The organism is Duganella sp. HH101, from assembly GCF_001758795.1.
GTDB lineage: Bacteria > Pseudomonadota > Gammaproteobacteria > Burkholderiales > Burkholderiaceae_D > Rugamonas > Rugamonas rivuli.
Genome location: NZ_LRON01000013.1, coordinates 39315 through 58068, shown reverse-complemented (window position 1 = coordinate 58068; position 18754 = coordinate 39315). Strand labels below are relative to the sequence as shown.

Here is an 18754-nt window from a genome sequence, read left to right as displayed (position 1 = left end):
ACGGCTTACCAGGGCAGGCCCGGATACACCATGCTGCCGGTCGCCGTCTCCTTGGGCCAGACGATGACGATGTTCTTGCCCTGGTGCTGGCCCATGCGGTGCACGAAGTTGGGGTTGTCGCCGTTGGCGCCGAACTGCACCCGGCCGATCAGCGTGTCGCGGTCGGTCTTGCGCAGCTCTTCGGCCACGCCGCCTTTCTTCACCGTGCCTTTGTCGGCGGCGCGCGCGATGGCTTCGAACAGCAGCATCGATTGCACGTAGCCGAACTGGCCCAGATAGTCCGGCTCCTTCTTGTACAAGGCCTTGTAGGCGTCGGCGAAGGCCTTGCCGTCCGCCGTCTCGAAGTGGGCCGGGAAGGGCAGCAGCGCGGTGCCGTACACATTGGGCATCAGGTCCGGAAACTCGGACGCCATCTTCGGCGTCGCCAGCGACCACACGCCTATCATCGCTTTGACGGGCGGCTTGAGCACGCGCGCCGCGCGCAGGATGCCGACGTAGTCGTTCTCGTAGCCGACCATCAGTATCGCCTCCGATTTGTCCTGCAGCTTGATCTTGTTGATGATCGGCTTGAAGTCGGTGATGGCCGGATCGAAGGAGTGGGTGACGGCCTTGACGCCCTTGGTGGTCAACACCTTCTGCACCGAGTTGGCCAGGTCGGAGGTCGCTTCCTTGGTCGAGAAGACGATGGACACCGATTTCACGCCCATGTCCGCCAGCAGTCCCTGCACGGCTTTTTCATAGCCGGCGGTGTTATTGATGCGGAAGAAGTTCTTGCGGCCGCTGTTGACCAGGCTGTCGTCCACGCCGCCCGAGGTGATGTAGACCAGCCCCAGTTTGTTGGCCGCGTCGGATGCGGGAGAGATGTTGTTGGAGCCGTAGCCGCCGGTGATCGCCACCGCGCCCTGGCTGGCCAGCTTCTCCACCGCAGCCACCGCCTTGGCCGGCGCCGATTCGTCGTCGATGGTGATGATCTTGATCTTGTGTTTGCCGTTGGTCTTGTTGAACACCTCGGCGGCGACCATCACGCCTTCCTGCATGCCGGAGCCGACGCGGGCCAGCGTGCCGGTCAGCGGCAGTTCCGCGCCGACCGTGAATTCCTCGGCACCTGCGCCGCCTGCCATTGCCATCGCGATCAGTGCCGCAATTGTGATGTGTTTCATGCCGGTCTCCCCTTGGTGTGGTTATCTTTGTGCCAGTTGCCGCAGCTGCCCTTTTAATATTTTTCCGGTGGCCGCTGCCGGCAAGGCCTGCATGGCGATAATCTCTGATGGACATTTGTACGGCGACAGCAGGCCCGCCAGGTACTGCTGCAATTCGTCAGCCGTGACCTGGCGGCGCGGATCGATTTCGACGAAGGCCACGACTTCCTCATTGCCGTCGGCGGCGACGCGGCCCACCACGGCCGATTGCGTTACCGCCGGATGCGCGTTCAGCACCGTCTCCACCTCAAGCGGGTAGACGTTGAAGCCGGAACGGATGATCAACTCCTTGGTGCGGCCGACGATGAACAATGCGCCGTCTGCATCGCGCCGGGCGACGTCGCCGGTGTTGAGCCAGCCGCCGTCGCGCATCGTTGCCGCTGTCAGTTCCGGCTCGCGGTAGTAGCCGGCCATGATGTTGGGGCCGCGCACCCATAGCTCGCCGGCTGCGCCGTCTTCCGTGTCGGCGCCGCCGGCATCGACCAGGCGCACTTCCACGCCGGGGATGGCCTGGCCGACCGAGTCGTCGTTGCGCGGTTGGTCGAGGCGGGTCTGGCTGATGGTGGGGGAGGTTTCTGTCATGCCGTAGCCGTTGTGCAGCGTCAGGCCGAACAGCCGCTCCACCTGCGCCTTCAGGCTGGGCGCCAGCGGAGAACCGCCGGCGTAGATGAAGCGCAGCCGCGATGCCAGCGGTTGGCCGGTGTCGCCCAGCGTCTCCAGCAGGCGCGCGTACATCGCGGGCACGCCCTGCAGGATGGTCAGGCCGTCGTCGCGGATCGCCTTCAACACCGCGTCCGGTGCGAAGCGCGGGCACAGGTACAGGCAGGCGCCCGCGTACAGGGTGCCCAGCATGACAGAGGCCAGGCCGTAGACGTGGGTGATGGGCAGCACGCCGTAGGCGCGGTCGCTCGTCGTCAGGCCGCGCAAGGTGCTGGAGACGGCGGCGATGAACAGCAGGTTGCGGTGCGTGAGCATCACGCCTTTCGGCTGGCCGGTGGTGCCGGTGGTGTAGATCAACGCCGCCACCTGCTGCGCCGATGCGGCGTGTACCGGCTCCGGCGCGCAGTCCGCATTCAGCGCGCCTACCATCCACGGGCCGAACGGCGAGGGCGCGCCCGTGGCGCCGTGCCGCTGGCCGTGCGCGGCGGTCTCCGGCGAGGACGGGACTGCGGCATGGGCTGTGGCGGGCGCCGACGTGTAGATCGCGCGCCGCGCGCCGCTGTGATCGCGGATCTGGTCCACCTCGCGCGCCGACAGCCGGCCGTTGACGTTGACGATCCACGCATCCACCTCGGCGGCGGCGAAGATCAGCGCCACCTGCGCCACGCAGTTTTCGCCGACCACCATCAGGCGGTCGCCAGGCCGTACCTGCAAGGCCCGCAGCTGCACCACCGTGGCGTCGATGGCGGCCGCCAGCTCGGCATAGGTCCAGTGACGCGCGCCATCGTGCAGCGCCCAGGCTTGCGGTGCGCGCTCCGCCCAGCGGCGCGGGATGCCGCTCAGGCGTTGCGGCAGCGTCGCCAGTATCCGGGCGGTGTCGATGGCGTCCATCAGCCCTCGGCCGCCTTGATCATGTTGCGGGCGATGACCAGTTGCTGGATCTGCGAGGTGCCTTCGTAGATGCGGAACAGCCGCACATCGCGATAGAAGCGCTCGGCCGCGTAGTCGGACATATAGCCCGCGCCGCCGTGGATCTGCACCGAGCGGTCGGCCACCCGGCCGCACATCTCGGAGGCGAACAGCTTGCAGCACGAGGCTTCGGTGGAGATGTCCTCGTGGTTGTCGCGGCGGCGGGCGGCGTCCAGCACCATGCTGCGGGCGGCGTAGATTTCGGCCTTGCTGTCGGCCAGCATGGCCTGGATTAGCTGGAACTCGGCGATCGGCTGGCCGAACTGCTGGCGTTCCATCGCGTAGCGCAGCGCATCGTCCAGCATGCGCTCGGCCACGCCGACGCATATCGCAGAGATGTGCAGGCGGCCCTTGTCCAGCACCTTCATGGCGGTCTTGAAGCCCTGGCCTTCCTTGCCGCCGATGATGCTGGCGGCGGGCACGCGGCAGTTTTCGAAGATCACGTCGCAGGTATGCGCGCCGCGCTGGCCCATCTTCTTGTCCGTCTTGCCGAGCGAGATGCCGGGCGTGTCGCGTTCGACGATGAAGGCCGATACGCCGCTTGGCCCTTTGCGGCTGCTGTCGGTACGCGCCATCACGGTGAACACGCCGGCTTCCGGCGCGTTGGTGATGTAGCGCTTGGTGCCGTTGATGATGTAGTGGTCGCCGTCGCGCACGGCTGTGGTCTCGAGCGCGCCGGCGTCCGAGCCGTGGCCGGGCTCCGTCAGCGCGAAGGCGCCGACGATCTCGCCGGAAGCCATGCGCGGCAGCCAGGCGTTCTTTTGCTCCTCGGTGCCGTCGATCAGGATGCCCTGCGAACCGATGCCGTTGTTGGTGCCGAACAGCGAGCGGAAGGCGGGCGAGGTGCGGGCGATTTCAAACGCGGCCAGCACTTCCTCTTCCATGGTTAAACCAAGGCCGCCGTAGGCTTCGGGGATGGAGAGGCCGAACAGGCCCAGTTCGCGCATCTGCGCGACCAGCGTTGGAGGGATTTCGTCGGTGTCGGCCACGAGCTGCTCGTGCGGCACCAGTTGTTCGCGCACGAAGCGGCGGATGCTGTCCAGCAGGATGTTGAGCGTTTCCTGGTCTCTTATCATGGTCTCCCTCTTCGGAAGACTTCAATGTGCCGATTCGGCCAGACCCTGTCAAGCTTTGGTATTGATTAAGGTGCCCAGATTCTGGTCGGCGGCCTGGATCACCTTGGCCGACAGGTCGAACTGCGCCTTGTAGATCAGCGAGTTGGTGGTTTCGGTGGCGAGGTCGGTGCCGCTGGGCGCGTCCGCCGCCTGCAACTGCTGCGCCTGGAAGGAGATCGAGACGCCGCTGCCGGCCGGGGCGTTTTCCTGGAACGTCGCCTGCGCCGGCTGGAAACCCTGCGTGCCGATGTTGGCGATCGCGTGCGCGCTGTTGCCCAACGCGCGTTCCGAGGCGTTGAGTCCGGTGATTCCTGAGCTGAGTGCGGCAATGGCCATGATATTTCCCTTCGGCAAGTAACGAAAGTGTACACCGTTCTGCGCGGCTGTGCACGCAATTGACTAAAATTTCAGCAGGCTTGACGCCGCCGGACAACTGGGAGAGTATTGACATACAGATACTTTCTGGATGATATCCATGGCTATTCTGCGTCGCCTGCTGTGCGCCTGCCTGCTCTCGGCTGCGGTGGGCGCCGCAATGGCCGAGCCCATCGTGGTGCGCTATCCGCGCGCCGAAAGCATCGACGACGAGCGCGGCGAATACGGGCAGGCGCTGCTGGAGCTGGCGCTGGCCAAGGCCGGCGGCCACTACCGCGCCGAGCTGTCGCCCACGCGCATGCAGCAGAACCGGGCGCTGGTGGAGCTGCAGTCCGGCTCGGGCCGCATCGACATCGTCGGCACCATGACCTCGGCCGAGCGCGAGGAGGCGCTGCTGCCGGTGCGGATACCGATGACGCGCGGCCTGATCGGCTGGCGCATCGGCCTGGTGCGCGCCGACCACAAGGACTTGCTGCGCGACGTGCGCACGGTGGACGACCTGAAACGCTACACCAGCGCCCAGGGCCACGACTGGCCGGACCTGCAGATCCTGCGCCACAGCGGGCTGAAAGTGCATCCGGTGGCGGTCTACAGCGGCCTGTTCGGCATGCTGAATGCGGGCCGCATCGACTGGGCGCCGCGTTCGGCCAACGAGATCTGGGCCGAGGCTGCCCGCCATCCCGAGCTGGCGATCGACCCCCACATCGTGGTGCACTATCCGGCCGCCGACTATTTCTTCGTGAACCGCAACAATCCGGCCCTGGCCGAGGCCGTGCGGACGGGGCTGGAGGCGGCGCTGGCCGACGGCAGCTTCGAGCAACTGTTTTATCTGCACTACGGCCGCCTGCTGCGCAACGCGCGCTTCGAGCATCGGCTGGTGATCAACCTGCCCAACCCGCTGCTGACGCCGCAAACGCCGCTGAACCGCAAAGAGCTGTGGTTCACGCTGGACGATGTGAAACGCTACCCTTAAGACAAACTAACTTGCTTTGTGCTACCTCCCGCCCTTGGTTGTGTGCATCGGCCTGTGTCTCGGCTATATCTCGCCGGTGTCGACGCTGATCAAGTGGTTCCCGGACCGCCCCGGCATGGCGACCGGCATGGCCATCATGGGTTGCGGCGGGGCGCGAAGATCGGCGCGCCATTGGCCGACAAGCACTTCATGAGCGAGGCCGAACTGGCCGCCGAGAAGAAGCTGGCGCACGAGCGCGACGCGGCCGCATCGACCGGCAACGCCGTCGCTTCGAACGGCGTCACCAGTCCGGCGGCGGTGGCCTTCGGCTGGCTGGCGGTCGGCATTCCGCTGGCGATCGGCGTGTGGCTGACGGTGCAAAAAGCTGCCGTGTTATTTAAATAACACAGTAGAATAGGGCGTCCGTCTGCGGGGCCGGCTCCAGCATTGTGCTGGGCCGGCCCCGCTTTCATTTCCAGGAGCCCTTGGTACATGCTTGAATTGCGCAATGTCGTTAAGAGTTATACGAAGAACGTGCGGGCAGTCGACGACGTTAGTTTGAACCTGCCGGCCGGCGTGGTCGGCCTGATCGGCCACAATGGCGCGGGCAAGACCTCGCTGATGCAGATGATCGCCACGCTGACCAAACCGACCAGCGGCCAGATCCTGTTCGACGGCGCCGACATCGCGAAGAACCCCGATGCGATACGCGGGCGTCTCGGCTTCCTGCCGCAGGACTTCGGCGTCTATCCGAACCTGACGGCGCTGGAGTTCCTGCAGTACTTCGCGGCGCTGAAGGGCGTGCGCGACCCGGCGCGCTTGCGCATGCTGCTGGAGATGGTCAACCTGCACGAGCATGCGAACCGCCAGGCGGCAGGCTTCTCGGGCGGCATGCGGCGGCGCCTCGGCATCGCGCAGGCGCTGCTCAACGATCCCGATGTGCTGATCGTCGACGAGCCGACCGCCGGCCTCGATCCCGAAGAGCGGCTGCGCTTCCGCCATCTGCTGTCGGAGATCGGCTTCCGCAAATTGGTGATCGTGTCGACCCACATCGTGTCCGACATCGAGAACATGGCCAGCCACCTGGCCATCATGAACAAAGGGAAGCTGGTGGCCTACGACACGCCGGACAGCTTCGTGCAGACCGCGCGCAGCCAGGTGTGGTCGGTGACGGTGGAGGCGCAGCACTACGAAGCCCTGCGTGCCGAAGTGCAGGTGCTGCAGGCGCAGCGCAACGAGCATGGCATCCACCTGCGCATCGCCCATTCCTCGTCGCCGTGCGCGGGCGCGGTGCCGGCCGAGCCGACCCTGGAAGAAGCGCTGATGACGCGGCGCTATGCCGTGCAGGAAGCGGTGGTATGAACGCGCTGGCATTGAAGCTGTTGCTGCTGACCGAGGTGCGGCTGCGCATGCGCCGCACCGGCACGCTGGTGGCCGTGCTGGCGTTGATCGTCCTGACCTGGCTGATGGTCGGCGATCCGGCCGGCAGCCAGGTGATGCTGGTGGCCGACAATGTGCGCGTAGCCTACACCAGCAGCTGCCTGGCCTTGGGCAGCGCGGGGCTGGGCGGCCTGTTCTTCGGCCTGGCGGGCTTCTACCTCGCGCGCGGGCGCATGAGCGAGGACGTGCGCAGCGGCGCCGGCTCCGTGCTGGCGGCCACGCCGGTGAGCAGTGCCGTGTTCCTGTTCGGCCGCTGGCTGGGCAGCGTGGCTTATCTGGGCGGCCTGCTGGTGATCTTCATGCTGACCATGCTGGTGCTGCACGTCGTGCGCGGCGAGGGGCCGATACAGCTGCTGGTCTACGGCCAGATGTTCGCGCTGATGATGCTGCCGCTGGTGTTCTTCACCGCCGCGATGGCGCTGCTGTGCGACTCCTGGGCGCCGCTGATGGGCAAGCGCGGCGACGTGCTGTATTTTCTCTTGTACCTAACGCAGATGGCGCTGCCCGCCGCAGTCTCGGTCGAAGGCAGCTTTGGCTGGACGCCGTTGCTGCTGCTCGATTTCTCCGGCCTGGGCGCCTCGGTGCTGATGATCAAGGAGACCATCCACAGCACCAGTTTCGCGCTTGGCGGCGGCACCTTCGATGCGGCGCTGCCGCCGGTGTATCTGCCTACGTGGCTATGGTCGGCGCAACTGGTGTTCACGCGGCTGGGCTGTGCGCTGCTGGCCGTGTTGCCGCTGTTGCCGGCTTTCTGGATGTTCCACCGCTTCGCCCCGGATCGCGTCAAGGTGCGCGCGGCGGGCAGCGGCCGCTGGTCGCCGCTGGCGCTGGCCAACCGCGTGCTGCGGCCGTTGACGCGGCTAGTGCGGCCGCTGTTCGCGTTGGCGGCCCGCGTGCCCGGACTGGCCGGCCAGGCGCTGGCGGTGCTGGCATTGACGCTGATCTCCAACCCGGCGGCCATCCTGGCGGCGCTGGTGCTGCTGGTCGTGGGCAGCCTGGCGCCATCCGTCGCACTGGGCGGCGTGACGATTGCCGCCATCGCCATCTGGGGCATCTTGGTCAGCGACATCAGCGTGCGCGACCACCAGCATGACGTGGCGGCGATGAGCGGCGCGGCGCCGGGCGGCAGCGGCCGGCGTTACGCCGCGCAGCTGCTGGCTTCCTGCCTGCTGGCGCTGCTGCTGGCGGCGCCGGTGCTGCTGCGCTGGACCATGGCGGAACCGCTGCGCGCGGCCGCATTGTTCACCGGTGTGCTGGCGCTGGCCGGCGCGGCCAGCCTCTTGGGCAGCCTGAGCCGCACTGCGCGCGCCTTCCTGGCGCTGTTCCTGTTCGGCCTGTACGTGGCCACGCAGGCGACCAAGGTGCCGGGGCTGGATGTGGTCGGTTTCAACGGCGTGGCCAGCGTGCAAACGGTGAGCACGCAGTTGCTGCTTGGCTTGCTGCTGGCCATAGGCGGCCTCGGGTATCAACGATGGCGGGGTGCGCGGGACTGAAGAAAAGAGGGATGGCACACCTTTGATCTAGATCAGAGATCGCGGGACTGTCTAACGTAGCCTTGGCATTCGCGCTGCAGACGCGTCGTCGAAACCGGTTCGACACTCCCCAGGCCATCCTTACTTTCTTTCTTTTCGAGGCACATTTATGTATCCATTTTCCCAAACTGTTACCCCAGCAGCCAAAAACCATATGGAAGCCCAATTGTCGTTCTTTAACGACATGTCGAAGTCCCTGTTCCGTACCGTTCAGCAGTACAGCGATCTGAACATTCAACTGGCTCAAACCATGCTGGAAGAAAGCACCTCGGCGGGCCAGCACATCATCACCGCGCATCGCCCGACAGAGGCGTTCGCCGCTGCTGCCGCCCATGCCCAGCCTGCCGCTGAAAAGCTGCGCGCCTATCAGCAGCATCTGTCGCGCATCGCTGCCGACACCCAGGTCGACCTGTCCAAGGTGGCGGAAGAGCATGTGCAGGAAACCAGCCGCACCGCCAAGGCGCTGGCCGACGAAGTGGCCCGCGTGACGTCGGAAGAAACGGAAAAAACGCTGCGCAGCCATCAGGACGCGGTGGAACGCTTCTCCGACCCGTTCATCAGCCAGGCGGACGGCATGCGTCAATCGCGCGGCAATGAAATGCGCGGCAGCTCGACGATGCAAAGCGCCGGCTCCAACGGCACCGAAAGCCGCGAAAGCCGTGAAGGCAGCATGCAGGGTGGGCAAGCCTCCCAGTCCCAGGCTGCCGCCCAGGCAGCGCAAGCCGGCAAGCAAACCGGGGCACGCAAAGAAACCTGAGCCTGGCATCGTAGCCGATAGCATGTGATCTTCGCCGCCGCCGCGATACGACTCGCGGTGGGCGGCATTTTTTTTGTCCTTGCTTTATCATGGGCGGCTTGATGCTGTCTGGAGATAAAGATGACGAATACCGCCGCCGCGCAGCCGGAGTCGCTGCACATTGTTTGCCCCCATTGCGACGCCGTGAACCGGGTGCCTGCCGCCAAGCTGGCGCAGCAGCCCGTGTGCGGCAAGTGCCAGAAGGAGCTGTTCACCGGACAGCCGCTGGACTTGTCGGCCGCGCGCTTCCTCAAGCATATCGAACGCAGCGACATTCCTGTGCTGGTGGATTTCTGGGCGCCGTGGTGCGGGCCGTGCAGGACGATGGCGCCGTTCTATGCGCAGGCGACGCAGCGGCTGGAACCGCAGTTCCGCGTGGTCAAGCTCAATACGGAGGAGGCGCAAGAGCTGGCGGCGCGCTATGCGATCCGCAGCATTCCGACGCTGGCCTTGTTCAGGGGCGGGCGCGAGGTGGCGCGGCAGCCGGGCGCGATGGATGCGTCCAACATCGTCGCCTGGGCGATGCAGAATAATCGCGGTTGAGTTGTATCGCCGTCCCTTATTCGGCGGCGCGCTCCAGCCATTTGCGGATGCCGTCCAGCGTGCGGAAGTCGGCCACGGAGCGGGTGTTGATATGCGGGTGGCGGCTTTGCAGCATGCGCGACAGCGCGGCGCCGGGGCCCAGCTCCAGCGCGTAGGTGATGCCGGCTTCGGCGGCGGCGTCCATGCAGGCGGACCAGTGGATGGTTTCGGCCAATTGGCGTGAGAGCTGGTCCACTGCTTGTGTCTTGGCGTTGACGGCCATGGCGGCTATGCCTGCCAGCACTGGCGCGCTCATTGCCTGGAATTCTGTGCGCTGCAAGGCTGTGGCGAAGTGTGCGACCGCGGCCTGCATGTAGCGCGTGTGCGAGGCCACTTCCACTGGCAGGCGCGTGCTACGGCCTCCGGCTGCGTGCACGGCTGCTTCCAGCGCTGCGGCGCTTGCTGCCGGGCCGCCGGTGATGCAGGCGTCGTCGGCGTTTTCTATGCTCATGTAAAAAGCGTGTTTGGCAAGCAGGGATGCGACGCGGGATAGCGCCAGGCCGGAGATCGCCACCAGCGTTTGGCCGGGCAGGGCGAGGGCGCAGGCGTCCATCAGCCGCGCGCGTTCTGCGGCCAGGCGGACTGCGGTCTCCGCCGGCCAGGCGCCCGCGATGCCGTAGGCGGACAATTCGCCGATGCTGTAGCCTGCCACCAGCGCCGGTGTCGGCGCGAACTCGCGTATCGCCGCCCACATCGACAGCGTGGCGGCCACGATCAGCGGCTGGGCGGTGCGGTTGGCGTAGATGTCCGTGCCGTCGGCCAGCGGCAAGCCGGCCAACGCGAGGTCGGTCAGCACCGTGCTGGCGTGCTGGCCTGCGGGGCTGCTGCGGGCCAGGTCGAACATCGCGGTATGCTGTCCACCCTGGCCGGGGCAGAGCAGCAGCAGGCGGGATTGGGCGCCGTAGGACGTCATCGCAGACTGCAGTCCATGGCGGCGATGGCTTGCACCAGGCAGCTGGCGGCCAGCAGGTCGGCCGCGCCGCCTGGCGACAGGCGTTGTTGGATGAATACCTGATGGCTGGCCAGCGCTTCGGCGTGCCAGTCGATGTTGGCTGTGCCGCCAAGGTCGATGAAGCGTTGGGCGTGGGCGCGCACGGTCTGCGCCCCTTGCGGGCCGGCGCGGTGGTAGACATTGCTGTCGTTGATGCGGGCCATCAGCGTGAACAGCGTGTCGATGCGGGCGTGCGTCATGCTGGCGCCGCGTGCGCGCGAGGCCAGCAGCGCCGGGACGCCGATTTCAAACACCGACGGCAACCCAAGCGCGCCTTCCTCCCGCGCACCGCTGACGGCATACCGTGCCGCGACCCGCAGGCCGTTGCTGAGTTCTGCCGGGCAGGTATCGGCAGGAGCGGCATGCATGGCCAGTTCCTCGCCCCAGCGTATCAGCATGGCGGCGCGCAGCGCGGCTGGCGTCATCGGCGTGCCTTGCGCTCGGGCGCGGCCGGCCGTCGCGCACAGCATGCCAAGGCTGAAGATTGCGCCGCGATGCGTGTTGATGCCGCGTGTCGCCTTCAGCATCCCGGCCTCCGCTTCGATGCCCAACTGTTTAAGCCGCGAGAACGGCGCATCGTGCCATCCCGCCAGGCAGATTTTCTTGAAGTAGTGCCGCAGCGAGAACAGGCTGCGCATGAAGGTCAGCGCGTTCATGTCGTCATGGCTGCCGGTGTCCACCAGCGACACCAGGCCGGGCTTCGGATACAGGCAAAGCTCCGCATGCAGGCTGCGTAGCGCCAGCCGCGCCACCTCGCCGGCGAAATCGCGCTGCGCCGCACGTCCCATGGCGACCGGAACGCCTGTGCGCATGCGCAGTGCTGCGGCCGGACGAGGGCTGGCGCGCATCATGCCTGCTCCAGCGTCGCCAGCAGCGACGCGGTATCCATCAGCCGCACCGCGTGCAGCTCCTTGACGATCACACGTGCTGGATTGACCATCGCCATCTGCCACTCCTTCCACGACACCGCCAAACCGCCGGGGAACACGATCTCGCCATCAAGCGGCAGATGCGCGGCGTGCCGCGACAGCAGCGTCACGCCGTCCTCCAGCTGCTTGCGGCTGCGCGGATGGAACAGGATGTCGATATCGGAAGCAGGCGTCAGATACAGCAGCCCAGTCAGCACCTGCATCGCCAACGATCCATAGATGCGCAGGTGAAGATGCTTGGCCTCTTTCTCCAGCGCCGTCAGCGCCTCGCGCCACGGCCCGGCGTAGCGCAATGCGGAGCGCAGTTCCACCGCAGCCGATGTCCGGCTGATCTCCAGCGCCGGCACGGACAGGGAAATGCGCACTTTTCCGCCGGTATGCTCGTCCGGCGGCAGTGGCAGGCCGAGACAAACGTCGCCCGGCTGCGCACCGACATCGAAGCGCCGCACCACGGCCGGCCAATCCTGGCCCTGCCACAGCGTCAGCGCCGCCCGATGCTGCAGCTGCGCCGCGCGCAGCACCGCCAGCCAGCCCTGCTCGGAAAGCCAGGCCAACATATGCCGCTCAGGGCCGCGCGCGGCGATCCCTGGCTGCGGCATCTGCGCCGCTTTAGCCGATGCGGACATGACCATCCGTCATCACGGCCTCGATCACCGGCTGCGCCCAACGCCGCCCGCCGCGCTGCAAACCCAACGCGCTGCGCTGGTCGCCGTCCGGCACAGCAGCGAGCGCGGTACGCAGATGCGCCGCCAGGTCGCCTTCCCAGATCGCCTCCAGGCCGCCCATGCGCAGATAGTTCTCCGGCCCCGGCGCAAACACCGGATTGCTCTGCGCCAGCTCAGTCAACCGCTCTTCGGACACCTTGGTGATGCGCGCCATCGCCGGCAAACCCATCACGCGGATGGTCGCGTCGGGCAGGGCATAGCAGGCGTCCGCCATCAGGCCGCTGGTGATGAAGCCGCCCGACAGCGCCTGGTCGTATACCAGGCCGATAATCTTGTGGCCTTTGCGCCGCGCCAGATCCACGCATTTGCCCAGGTGCGCCATGTAGCTGTTGATGCCCAACATCTCATCGCGATGGCGCAGACGCTGGCCCTGTGTATCGATCAGCATCAGGATCGGCATGCCGGGGAAATCGCGCACCGTGCGCAGGATCGCCTTGGCCTGCGCCAGCGCGATCTCCACGCCGATCGGCGTATGGCCCGTGGTGCCGATCACCGCCACCGCCTGTCCATCCACCTGCGCGCTGCCGCACAGGAAATCGTTCTGCTCGACGATGGCATGCCCTTGCGGGAACAGCGTGTCCGCCAGTTTTTTCCAGTCCATGTTTTGACGCTCCACCTCAGGCTCCCATGCGGTGCTTGGCGGCGGCCGCGATAAAACTGTCCACGTCGAGCATGGGAATATTGGCCGCATCGGCGATCTGCATCGCGCTCCAGATGTCGACCGGGTCGTGCAGCGCGCCGAAGCGGGCGATGCGCTCGTCCAGCATCCGCTGCTCGGCTTCCAGCGCCTCCAGCGTCAGCTCCACCTGCTTGCCGGTCAGCGCGGCCACCGCATCGCGCGCGGCTGCGCGGAAGGCGGCGATGTCGTCGGCCACGATGCGCTGGCAATCGCCCATCAGATAACGGTGCTTGCCGCCGCTGGTGCGCCAGACCAGCGCCCGGTCGCGCGAATCGAATTCCTCGACGCCGCTGGCGGTTTCGATCACCTCCGGGCCGGACATCGCCAGCCGTCCTTCTTCCGACATCACCACCACGTTGGCGCAGCGCGAGACGATGCCCATGCCGCCAAAGGCGCCGTTCGAGCCGCCCACCAGCACGATCACCGGTATGCCGGCCGCGCGCGCATCGAGCAGGGCGCGCATCACTTCCGACACCGCGATCAAGCCGGCATTGGCCTCGTGCAGGCGCACGCCGCCCGATTCGACCAGCAGCACCACGGCCTTGGCCTGGTCGCGCACCGCGCGCCGCAGCAGGCCAACCAGCTTGGCGCCGTGCACCTCGCCGACCGCGCCGCCCATGAATCCACCTTCCTGCGCCGCCGCGTAGACGGTGACGCCGCCCAACGCCGCGCGGCCGACGGCGACGCCGTCATCGAAGGCCACCGGCGCGTTCAGCTGCCCCAGGTGCGGGCTGATGACGCGCTCCGACGGCGGCAGGAATTCTTCAAAGCTGTCCGGATCGAACAGCTGTTGCAGGCGCTCGCGCGCGGTCGCTTCCTGGTAGCTTGCGGGCCGGCTCATCGCGGCTCTCCCAGCATGGTTTGCACCGCCTGGTCCATGCGCAGGCTGACGACGGCGGGAGTTGCGCCCATGTCGTTGATCGAGATGCGGGTGTCGGCCAGCAGCCAGCGCTGGTGGAAGTCGCGCATCACCGCTTCCCAGATCGGGCCGAAGCCGACTGCGGCGGTGGTGATCTCGATGGCGCAGGCGCCGGCCAGGTCGGCCGCTTCGATCAGTACTTCCAGATTGCCGGAGCCGACCACGCCAACCACTTGCGGCGACGCCTTCAGCCTCTGCGTGCCTTGTTCGAATCGGTAGTTCAGTGTTTCCATCTTGAGGCTCCTTACCAGTTGCGGAAACGCTTGGGCGGCTGGTACAAGCCACCCGATGCGCGCACCAGGTCTTTCATATTGCGGGCGGCCAGCAGGTCGCGCGTGGCCATGCGCTTGTCGATGCCGAGATCCTCGGCGCGCTGGATGATACCTCGGTCGCGCAGATTCTCGACCATCCGCCGGTCGCGCGCCAGCCCGACCGGCGTGTAGCCGGCCACGCCGCGTATCGCCTGCTCGCGCTCCTCGTCGGTGCGGCACAGCAGCAGGTTGGCGATGCCTTCCTCGGTCAGGATGTGGCTGACGTCGTCGCCGTAGATCATCACCGGCGGAATCGCCATCTTCGCCTGCTCCATCAGTTCCCAGGCGTCGAGCTTCTCGACGAAGGCCGGCTGCATATGCTCGCGGAAGGTTTCCACCATCTGCACCACCAGCTTCTGGCCGCGCGGGATGGTGTTGCGGCCTTCGCGCGCCTGCTGGCCGGCCTTCAGCCACGCCGGACTGGCGTGGCGCCGCCCGCGCGCGTCGGCGCCCATGTTGGAGGCGCCGCCGAAGCCGGAGATACGGCCGGCGGTGGCGGTCGACGAATTGCCCTGCAAATCGATCTGCAGCGTCGAGCCGATGAACATGTCGCAGGCATAGTGGCCGGCGGCCTGGCACATGGCGCGGTTGCTGCGCATGGTGCCGTCCGGGCCGATGGCGAAGACGTCCGGCCGCGCGTGGATGTAGTCCTCCATGCCCAGCTCGGAGCCGAAGGAGTGCACCGACTGCACGAAGCCCGCCTCGATCGCCGGTATCAGCGCCGGGTGCGGGTTGAGCGCCCAATGCTTGCCGATCTTGCCGCGCAGGCCCAGCGACTCGGCGTAGGTCGGCAGCAGCAGCTCGATGGCGGCGGTGTCGAAGCCGATGCCGTGGTTCAGCCGCTGCACCTCGTATTCGGCGTAGATGCCCTTGATCGCCATCATCGCCATCAGCACCTGGATCTCGGAGATCTGCGCCGGATCACGCGTGAACAGCGGCTCGATGTAGTAGGGGCGCGGCGACTGCACGACGAAATCGACCCAGTCGCCCGGCACGTCCACGCGCGGCACGGTGTCGACGATGCGGTTGACTTGCACGATCACGATGCCCTGCTTGAAGGCCGTGGCTTCGACGATGGCCGGCGTGTCCTCGGTGTTCGGGCCGGTGTACAGGTTGCCGTGGCGGTCGGCCGCCTCCGCTGCGATCAGGCAGACGCGCGGCGGCAGGTCGATGAAGTAGCGGCTGAACAGCTCAAGGTAGGTGTGGATGGCGCCGATATTGAGCTTGCCGGCGGAGGCCAGCCGCGCCACCCGCACCGCCTGCGGACCGGAGAACGAAAAGTCCAGCTTGGAGGCGACGCCGCGCTCGAACACGTCCAGGTGCTCGGGCAGCGCCAGCACCGATTGCAGCATGTGCAGGTTGTTGATGCGCTCCGGGTTCAGGTGGGCCAGCGCGTGGCCGAGGAAGTCGGCCTGCTTCTGGTTGTTCCCTTCGAGGCAGACGCGGTCGCCGCACTCCAGCACCGCATGCAGCAGGTCCGCGATGCGCGCAGCCGGCAGGCTTTTGCCGTCCAGCTGATTGCCCAATGCGGCGCTGGCCCGCTGCAAGCGCGCGGCGCGGTTCTGCTGCAGGGTATTCCAGTTCATTTATTTTGCTCCCATGATCATGTCCGGCAGGCCGGTGGAAATAGACGGGAAGACGCACAACAACAGCACCGCCACGAACATCAGGATCAGGAAGGGGAACACGCCCCACACCACATCCTTGAGCGGGATGTCGGGCGCGATGTTCTTGATGACGAAGATGTTCAGTCCCACCGGCGGATGGATCAGGCCCATCTCCATCACCACCGTCATGACGATGCCGAACCAGATCAAGTCGAAACCGGCAGCCTTCAACGGCGGCAGGATGATGGGCGCGGTCATCAGGATAATCGACACCGGCGGCAGGAAGAAGCCGAACACGATCACCATCAGCAGGATCACCGCCAGCAGCAGCCATTTCGACAGGTGCAGGCTGACCACCCACGCGGCGGCCGACTGGCTGATGTGCAGATAGCTCATCACATACGAATAGAACAGCGACATCCCGATAATCAGCAGCAGCATCGTCGATTCCTTGATCGAGGAGCTGAGGATGGGCGACAGATCCTTGGGCTTCCATACGCCGTAGATCACGGCCAGCAGCACCAGCGCCAGCAGCGCGCCCAGGCCCGCCGTTTCGGACGGGGTGGCGAAGCCGCCGTACAGCGCGATCATCACGCCGATCAGCAGGACCAGGAAGGGCAGCACGCGCGGCAGCATCTCGACCTTTTGCGCCAGCGTGAAATGCTCGTCTTCCAGGTAGGCCGACTTGGCGCCGCCTTGTTCGTAGATGACCAGCGCGGCCTTGTATTCCTTGTGCGCGCGGTAGACGGCGTAGCCGGCAAACAGTAGCACGAGCAGCACGCCTGGGCCTATGCCGGCCAGGAACAGGCGGCCCAGCGACTGCTCGGCGGCGACCGCGTACAGGATCATGGTGATCGATGGCGGCAGCAGGATGCCCAGCGTGCCGCCGGCGGCGATGATGCCGGCCGCGAAACCGGGCGAGTAGCCGCGGCGGCGCATCTCGGGAATGCCGGCCGAGCCGATGGCCGAGCAGGTGGCGGGCGAGGAGCCGGCCATCGCCGCGAACAGCGCGCAGGCGAATACGTTGGCGATACCCAGGCCGCCCGGTATCTTGTGCATCCAGGTGTGGATGGCGGAGTACAGGTCCTTGCCCGCGGGGGATTTGCCGATGGCCGCGCCCTTCAGGATGAACAGGGGGATGGACAGCAGCGTGATCGACGCCATTTCCTCGTACACGTTCTGCGTGATGGTGTCGAGCGAGGAGGGCGGCATGCAGAAGTACATGAAGCCGGTGGCCACCACGCCCAGCGCGAAGGCGATCGGCATCCCGGAGAACATCACCACCAGGGTGACGGCGCCGTACAGGGCGCCAAGAGTCAGGTCGCTCATGCCGGGCGCTCCGATGAAGATTTGTTGGTCATGCGTGCCAGCGTTTGCAGCACGATTTGCAGCGTCAGGATGGTCATCCCGGCGGCCATCATGGCGTAGGGGATCCACAGCGGCGGCGCGAAGGTCGACGAGGTGGTCTGGCCGTCGACCCAGGCCTCATGGAACAGCGTCCATGATTTCCATGAGAAGAAGGCGCAGAACAGCGCCGACACCAGGTCCACCATGAACAGCCGCGCCGCATTCACGCGTGGCGGCAGCAGCGTGGCCAGCGCCTCGATGCCGATATGGCCGCGCTGCGATTGCACGTAGGCGGTGCAGAAGAAGGTCACGCCGACCAGCATGAACACCGAGGCCTCGTCCTGCCAGTCGGTGGGCGCGTGGAAGAAGTAGCGCGACACCACGGAGTAGGTCAGCACGAAGGCCGTCAGCACCAGCGCCACCATGGACACCATCATCAGCCCGTGATTGAGCTTGTTCAGCAGCGCGGTCGCCGCCGCGACGACGGCGTTGTCCGGCGGGGCGGCCGCACGCGGCGGCTCCAGCTCCATGCCGTGGCTCACAGCGTCTTCTCCGCCAGTTTCAGCAGCTTGGCGCAGTTGTCATTGCGTTCGCCGTAGTCCTTCCAGGCGGTGGCGCGGGCGATGGCCTGCCACTTCTTCAGCGCGGCCGGATTCAGGTCGACCACCTTGGCCTTGGCTTTGGCGTAGACGTTGGCCACTTCCGAGTCGTCGGCCTTGGCCGAGTTCAGCGCGAACGTCTCCATCTCGGCGCCGACCGCCATGATGGTGGCTTGCTGGTCCTTGCTCAGGCGGTCGAACACGGCCTTGGACATCATCAGCGGCTCGAACATGAACCAGTAGGCGCCGGCGCGGCCGGTGGTCAGCGCCTTCGACACTTCCTCCAGCCGGAACGAGATCAGCGAGGTGGAGGAGGTCAGCGCCGCTTCCATCGCGCCGGTCTGCATGGCGGCGTAGATTTCGTTGGACGGCAGCGACACCACGGCGGCGCCGGCGGCCTTGAGGATCAGGTCCATCTCGCGCGAGCCGCCGCGTATCTTCATGCCCTTGGCGTCGTCCGGATCGATCACCGGCTTGGTGCGCGAGGCCACGCCGCCGGCCTGCCAGATCCAGCTGATCAAGACGATGCCTTTTTCATTCAGGATGCGGCTCAACTCCTTGCCCACTTCGGCGTTCTTCCAGCCGTAGGCCTGCTCGTAGGACGTCACCAGGCCGGGCATCAGGCCGATGTTCACTTCCGGGACTTCGCCGCCGGCGTACGACAGCGGCACCAGCGACATGTCCAGCGCGCCCTTGCGCATGGCGGAGAACTGGGCGTTGGTCTTCATCAGCGAGGAGCCGGGATAGATCTCGAATTTGAGGCTGCCCTTGCTGCGCTTTTCCACCTCGGCGGCGAACATGCGGGTCAGGCGGTCTCGGAAATCGCCTTCGGCGACGGTCCCGCCGGGGAATTGGTGCGAAATCTTGAGGGTGGTGTTCTGCGCCCATGCCGGTTGCAGGAGCAAAGGGCTGGCGGCCAGGGCGGCCAGGACGGTCCTGCGGGTGATAACGCTCATAATTCCTCCAAGGTGGGTCAAATATGCAACGATCTTTTTTGTGTATACAAGAATATATCGTTGGAATACAT

At 66.2% G+C, this 18754-nt stretch carries 20 protein-coding genes; 6 read left to right on the top strand and 14 right to left on the bottom strand.

Features of this window, described 5'->3' with window-relative positions:
* Positions 1 to 5: 5 nt before the first annotated feature.
* From DUGA2_RS20245 to DUGA2_RS20230, 4 genes are read right to left on the bottom strand one after another with little or no spacing between them, the layout of a single operon-like run.
* The gene (locus tag DUGA2_RS20245) at positions 6 to 1160 is read right to left on the bottom strand and encodes an ABC transporter substrate-binding protein (RefSeq protein WP_070271289.1); all 1155 of its coding nucleotides are present in this window, start codon (positions 1158 to 1160) and stop codon (positions 6 to 8) included.
* Positions 1161 to 1181: 21 nt separating this feature from the next.
* Positions 1182 to 2750 carry a class I adenylate-forming enzyme family protein gene (locus tag DUGA2_RS20240; protein ID WP_070271288.1) on the bottom strand — a complete coding sequence of 523 codons (1569 nt, stop codon included), beginning with the start codon at positions 2748 to 2750 and terminating at the stop codon, positions 1182 to 1184.
* Complete coding sequence (locus DUGA2_RS20235) at positions 2750 to 3904, bottom strand: acyl-CoA dehydrogenase family protein (RefSeq protein ID WP_070271287.1); 1155 nt, start codon at positions 3902 to 3904, stop codon at positions 2750 to 2752. Before DUGA2_RS20235 ends, DUGA2_RS20240 begins: the two co-directional genes overlap by 1 nt.
* Before the next feature lie 48 nt (positions 3905 to 3952).
* Positions 3953 to 4279, bottom strand: coding sequence for a flagellar basal body rod C-terminal domain-containing protein (locus tag DUGA2_RS20230; protein WP_070271286.1), 327 nt, complete (start codon positions 4277 to 4279; stop codon positions 3953 to 3955).
* Positions 4280 to 4418: 139 nt separating this feature from the next.
* Between DUGA2_RS20230 and DUGA2_RS20225 the strand changes: the two genes are divergently transcribed.
* From DUGA2_RS20225 to trxC, 6 genes are all read left to right on the top strand, one after another.
* The gene (locus DUGA2_RS20225) at positions 4419 to 5291 is read left to right on the top strand and encodes an ABC transporter substrate-binding protein (RefSeq protein WP_070271402.1); all 873 of its coding nucleotides are present in this window, start codon (positions 4419 to 4421) and stop codon (positions 5289 to 5291) included.
* A gap of 189 nt (positions 5292 to 5480) precedes the next feature.
* The gene (locus tag DUGA2_RS34065; protein ID WP_071658954.1) at positions 5481 to 5675 is read left to right on the top strand and encodes a hypothetical protein; all 195 of its coding nucleotides are present in this window, start codon (positions 5481 to 5483) and stop codon (positions 5673 to 5675) included.
* Positions 5676 to 5762: 87 nt separating this feature from the next.
* Positions 5763 to 6632 (top strand): ABC transporter ATP-binding protein, encoded by an 870-nt coding sequence (locus tag DUGA2_RS20215; RefSeq protein ID WP_070271284.1) that lies wholly within the window; start codon positions 5763 to 5765, stop codon positions 6630 to 6632.
* Complete coding sequence (locus DUGA2_RS20210; RefSeq protein ID WP_070271283.1) at positions 6629 to 8203, top strand: hypothetical protein; 1575 nt, start codon at positions 6629 to 6631, stop codon at positions 8201 to 8203. Before DUGA2_RS20215 ends, DUGA2_RS20210 begins: the two co-directional genes overlap by 4 nt.
* A 193-nt stretch (positions 8204 to 8396) precedes the next feature.
* The gene (locus DUGA2_RS20205; protein ID WP_229212423.1) at positions 8397 to 8999 is read left to right on the top strand and encodes a phasin family protein; all 603 of its coding nucleotides are present in this window, start codon (positions 8397 to 8399) and stop codon (positions 8997 to 8999) included.
* Between the two features lie 120 nt (positions 9000 to 9119).
* Complete coding sequence (gene trxC / locus DUGA2_RS20200) at positions 9120 to 9581, top strand: thioredoxin TrxC (RefSeq protein ID WP_070271281.1); 462 nt, start codon at positions 9120 to 9122, stop codon at positions 9579 to 9581.
* A gap of 16 nt (positions 9582 to 9597) precedes the next feature.
* Here the strand turns inward: trxC and DUGA2_RS20195 are convergent, their stop codons facing one another.
* From DUGA2_RS20195 to dctP, 10 genes are read right to left on the bottom strand one after another with little or no spacing between them, the layout of a single operon-like run.
* On the bottom strand, positions 9598 to 10533 hold the full coding sequence (locus DUGA2_RS20195; RefSeq protein ID WP_070271280.1) for an ACP S-malonyltransferase: 936 nt from the start codon (positions 10531 to 10533) through the stop codon (positions 9598 to 9600).
* Positions 10530 to 11459 (bottom strand): triphosphoribosyl-dephospho-CoA synthase MdcB, encoded by a 930-nt coding sequence (gene mdcB / locus DUGA2_RS20190; protein ID WP_070271401.1) that lies wholly within the window; start codon positions 11457 to 11459, stop codon positions 10530 to 10532. Before mdcB ends, DUGA2_RS20195 begins: the two co-directional genes overlap by 4 nt.
* Complete coding sequence (gene mdcG, locus DUGA2_RS20185; protein WP_229214734.1) at positions 11459 to 12166, bottom strand: malonate decarboxylase holo-[acyl-carrier-protein] synthase; 708 nt, start codon at positions 12164 to 12166, stop codon at positions 11459 to 11461. The genes mdcB and mdcG overlap by 1 nt, the downstream gene beginning before the upstream one ends.
* On the bottom strand, positions 12150 to 12866 hold the full coding sequence (gene mdcE, locus DUGA2_RS20180) for a biotin-independent malonate decarboxylase subunit gamma (RefSeq protein ID WP_070271279.1): 717 nt from the start codon (positions 12864 to 12866) through the stop codon (positions 12150 to 12152). Before mdcE ends, mdcG begins: the two co-directional genes overlap by 17 nt.
* A 16-nt stretch (positions 12867 to 12882) precedes the next feature.
* Entirely contained in the window at positions 12883 to 13785 is a 903-nt protein-coding gene (locus tag DUGA2_RS20175; protein ID WP_070271278.1) for a biotin-independent malonate decarboxylase subunit beta, read from the bottom strand.
* Complete coding sequence (mdcC, locus tag DUGA2_RS20170) at positions 13782 to 14096, bottom strand: malonate decarboxylase acyl carrier protein (protein WP_070271277.1); 315 nt, start codon at positions 14094 to 14096, stop codon at positions 13782 to 13784. Before mdcC ends, DUGA2_RS20175 begins: the two co-directional genes overlap by 4 nt.
* Before the next feature lie 11 nt (positions 14097 to 14107).
* Positions 14108 to 15760 carry a malonate decarboxylase subunit alpha gene (mdcA, locus tag DUGA2_RS20165; protein WP_070271276.1) on the bottom strand — a complete coding sequence of 551 codons (1653 nt, stop codon included), beginning with the start codon at positions 15758 to 15760 and terminating at the stop codon, positions 14108 to 14110.
* Positions 15761 to 17110 carry a TRAP transporter large permease gene (locus tag DUGA2_RS20160; protein ID WP_070271275.1) on the bottom strand — a complete coding sequence of 450 codons (1350 nt, stop codon included), beginning with the start codon at positions 17108 to 17110 and terminating at the stop codon, positions 15761 to 15763.
* Complete coding sequence (locus tag DUGA2_RS20155; RefSeq protein ID WP_070271274.1) at positions 17107 to 17670, bottom strand: TRAP transporter small permease; 564 nt, start codon at positions 17668 to 17670, stop codon at positions 17107 to 17109. Before DUGA2_RS20155 ends, DUGA2_RS20160 begins: the two co-directional genes overlap by 4 nt.
* Positions 17667 to 18683: a TRAP transporter substrate-binding protein DctP gene (gene dctP / locus DUGA2_RS20150; RefSeq protein WP_070271273.1), complete on the bottom strand. Its 1017-nt coding sequence runs from the start codon at positions 18681 to 18683 to the stop codon at positions 17667 to 17669. The genes DUGA2_RS20155 and dctP overlap by 4 nt, the downstream gene beginning before the upstream one ends.
* Between the last annotated feature and the right edge of the window lie 71 nt (positions 18684 to 18754).

Bases quoted from the DNA above. Each gene is read 5' to 3' on its own strand.
- DUGA2_RS34065 (WP_071658954.1), top strand. From the start codon at position 5,481: ATGAGCGAGGCCGAACTGGCCGCCGAGAAGAAGCTGGCGCACGAGCGC.
- trxC (WP_070271281.1), top strand. From the start codon at position 9,120: ATGACGAATACCGCCGCCGCGCAGCCGGAGTCGCTGCACATTGTTTGC.
- mdcG (WP_229214734.1), bottom strand. From the start codon at position 12,166: ATGTCCGCATCGGCTAAAGCGGCGCAGATGCCGCAGCCAGGGATCGCC.
- DUGA2_RS20230 (WP_070271286.1), bottom strand. From the start codon at position 4,279: ATGGCCATTGCCGCACTCAGCTCAGGAATCACCGGACTCAACGCCTCG.
- DUGA2_RS20225 (WP_070271402.1), top strand. From the start codon at position 4,419: ATGGCTATTCTGCGTCGCCTGCTGTGCGCCTGCCTGCTCTCGGCTGCG.
- mdcE (WP_070271279.1), bottom strand. From the start codon at position 12,866: ATGGACTGGAAAAAACTGGCGGACACGCTGTTCCCGCAAGGGCATGCC.
- DUGA2_RS20245 (WP_070271289.1), bottom strand. From the start codon at position 1,160: ATGAAACACATCACAATTGCGGCACTGATCGCGATGGCAATGGCAGGC.
- DUGA2_RS20215 (WP_070271284.1), top strand. From the start codon at position 5,763: ATGCTTGAATTGCGCAATGTCGTTAAGAGTTATACGAAGAACGTGCGG.
- DUGA2_RS20235 (WP_070271287.1), bottom strand. From the start codon at position 3,904: ATGATAAGAGACCAGGAAACGCTCAACATCCTGCTGGACAGCATCCGC.
- DUGA2_RS20195 (WP_070271280.1), bottom strand. From the start codon at position 10,533: ATGACGTCCTACGGCGCCCAATCCCGCCTGCTGCTGCTCTGCCCCGGC.
- mdcB (WP_070271401.1), bottom strand. From the start codon at position 11,459: ATGCGCGCCAGCCCTCGTCCGGCCGCAGCACTGCGCATGCGCACAGGC.
- DUGA2_RS20240 (WP_070271288.1), bottom strand. From the start codon at position 2,750: ATGGACGCCATCGACACCGCCCGGATACTGGCGACGCTGCCGCAACGC.
- dctP (WP_070271273.1), bottom strand. From the start codon at position 18,683: ATGAGCGTTATCACCCGCAGGACCGTCCTGGCCGCCCTGGCCGCCAGC.
- DUGA2_RS20210 (WP_070271283.1), top strand. From the start codon at position 6,629: ATGAACGCGCTGGCATTGAAGCTGTTGCTGCTGACCGAGGTGCGGCTG.
- DUGA2_RS20160 (WP_070271275.1), bottom strand. From the start codon at position 17,110: ATGAGCGACCTGACTCTTGGCGCCCTGTACGGCGCCGTCACCCTGGTG.
- DUGA2_RS20175 (WP_070271278.1), bottom strand. From the start codon at position 13,785: ATGAGCCGGCCCGCAAGCTACCAGGAAGCGACCGCGCGCGAGCGCCTG.
- mdcC (WP_070271277.1), bottom strand. From the start codon at position 14,096: ATGGAAACACTGAACTACCGATTCGAACAAGGCACGCAGAGGCTGAAG.
- mdcA (WP_070271276.1), bottom strand. From the start codon at position 15,760: ATGAACTGGAATACCCTGCAGCAGAACCGCGCCGCGCGCTTGCAGCGG.
- DUGA2_RS20205 (WP_229212423.1), top strand. From the start codon at position 8,397: ATGGAAGCCCAATTGTCGTTCTTTAACGACATGTCGAAGTCCCTGTTC.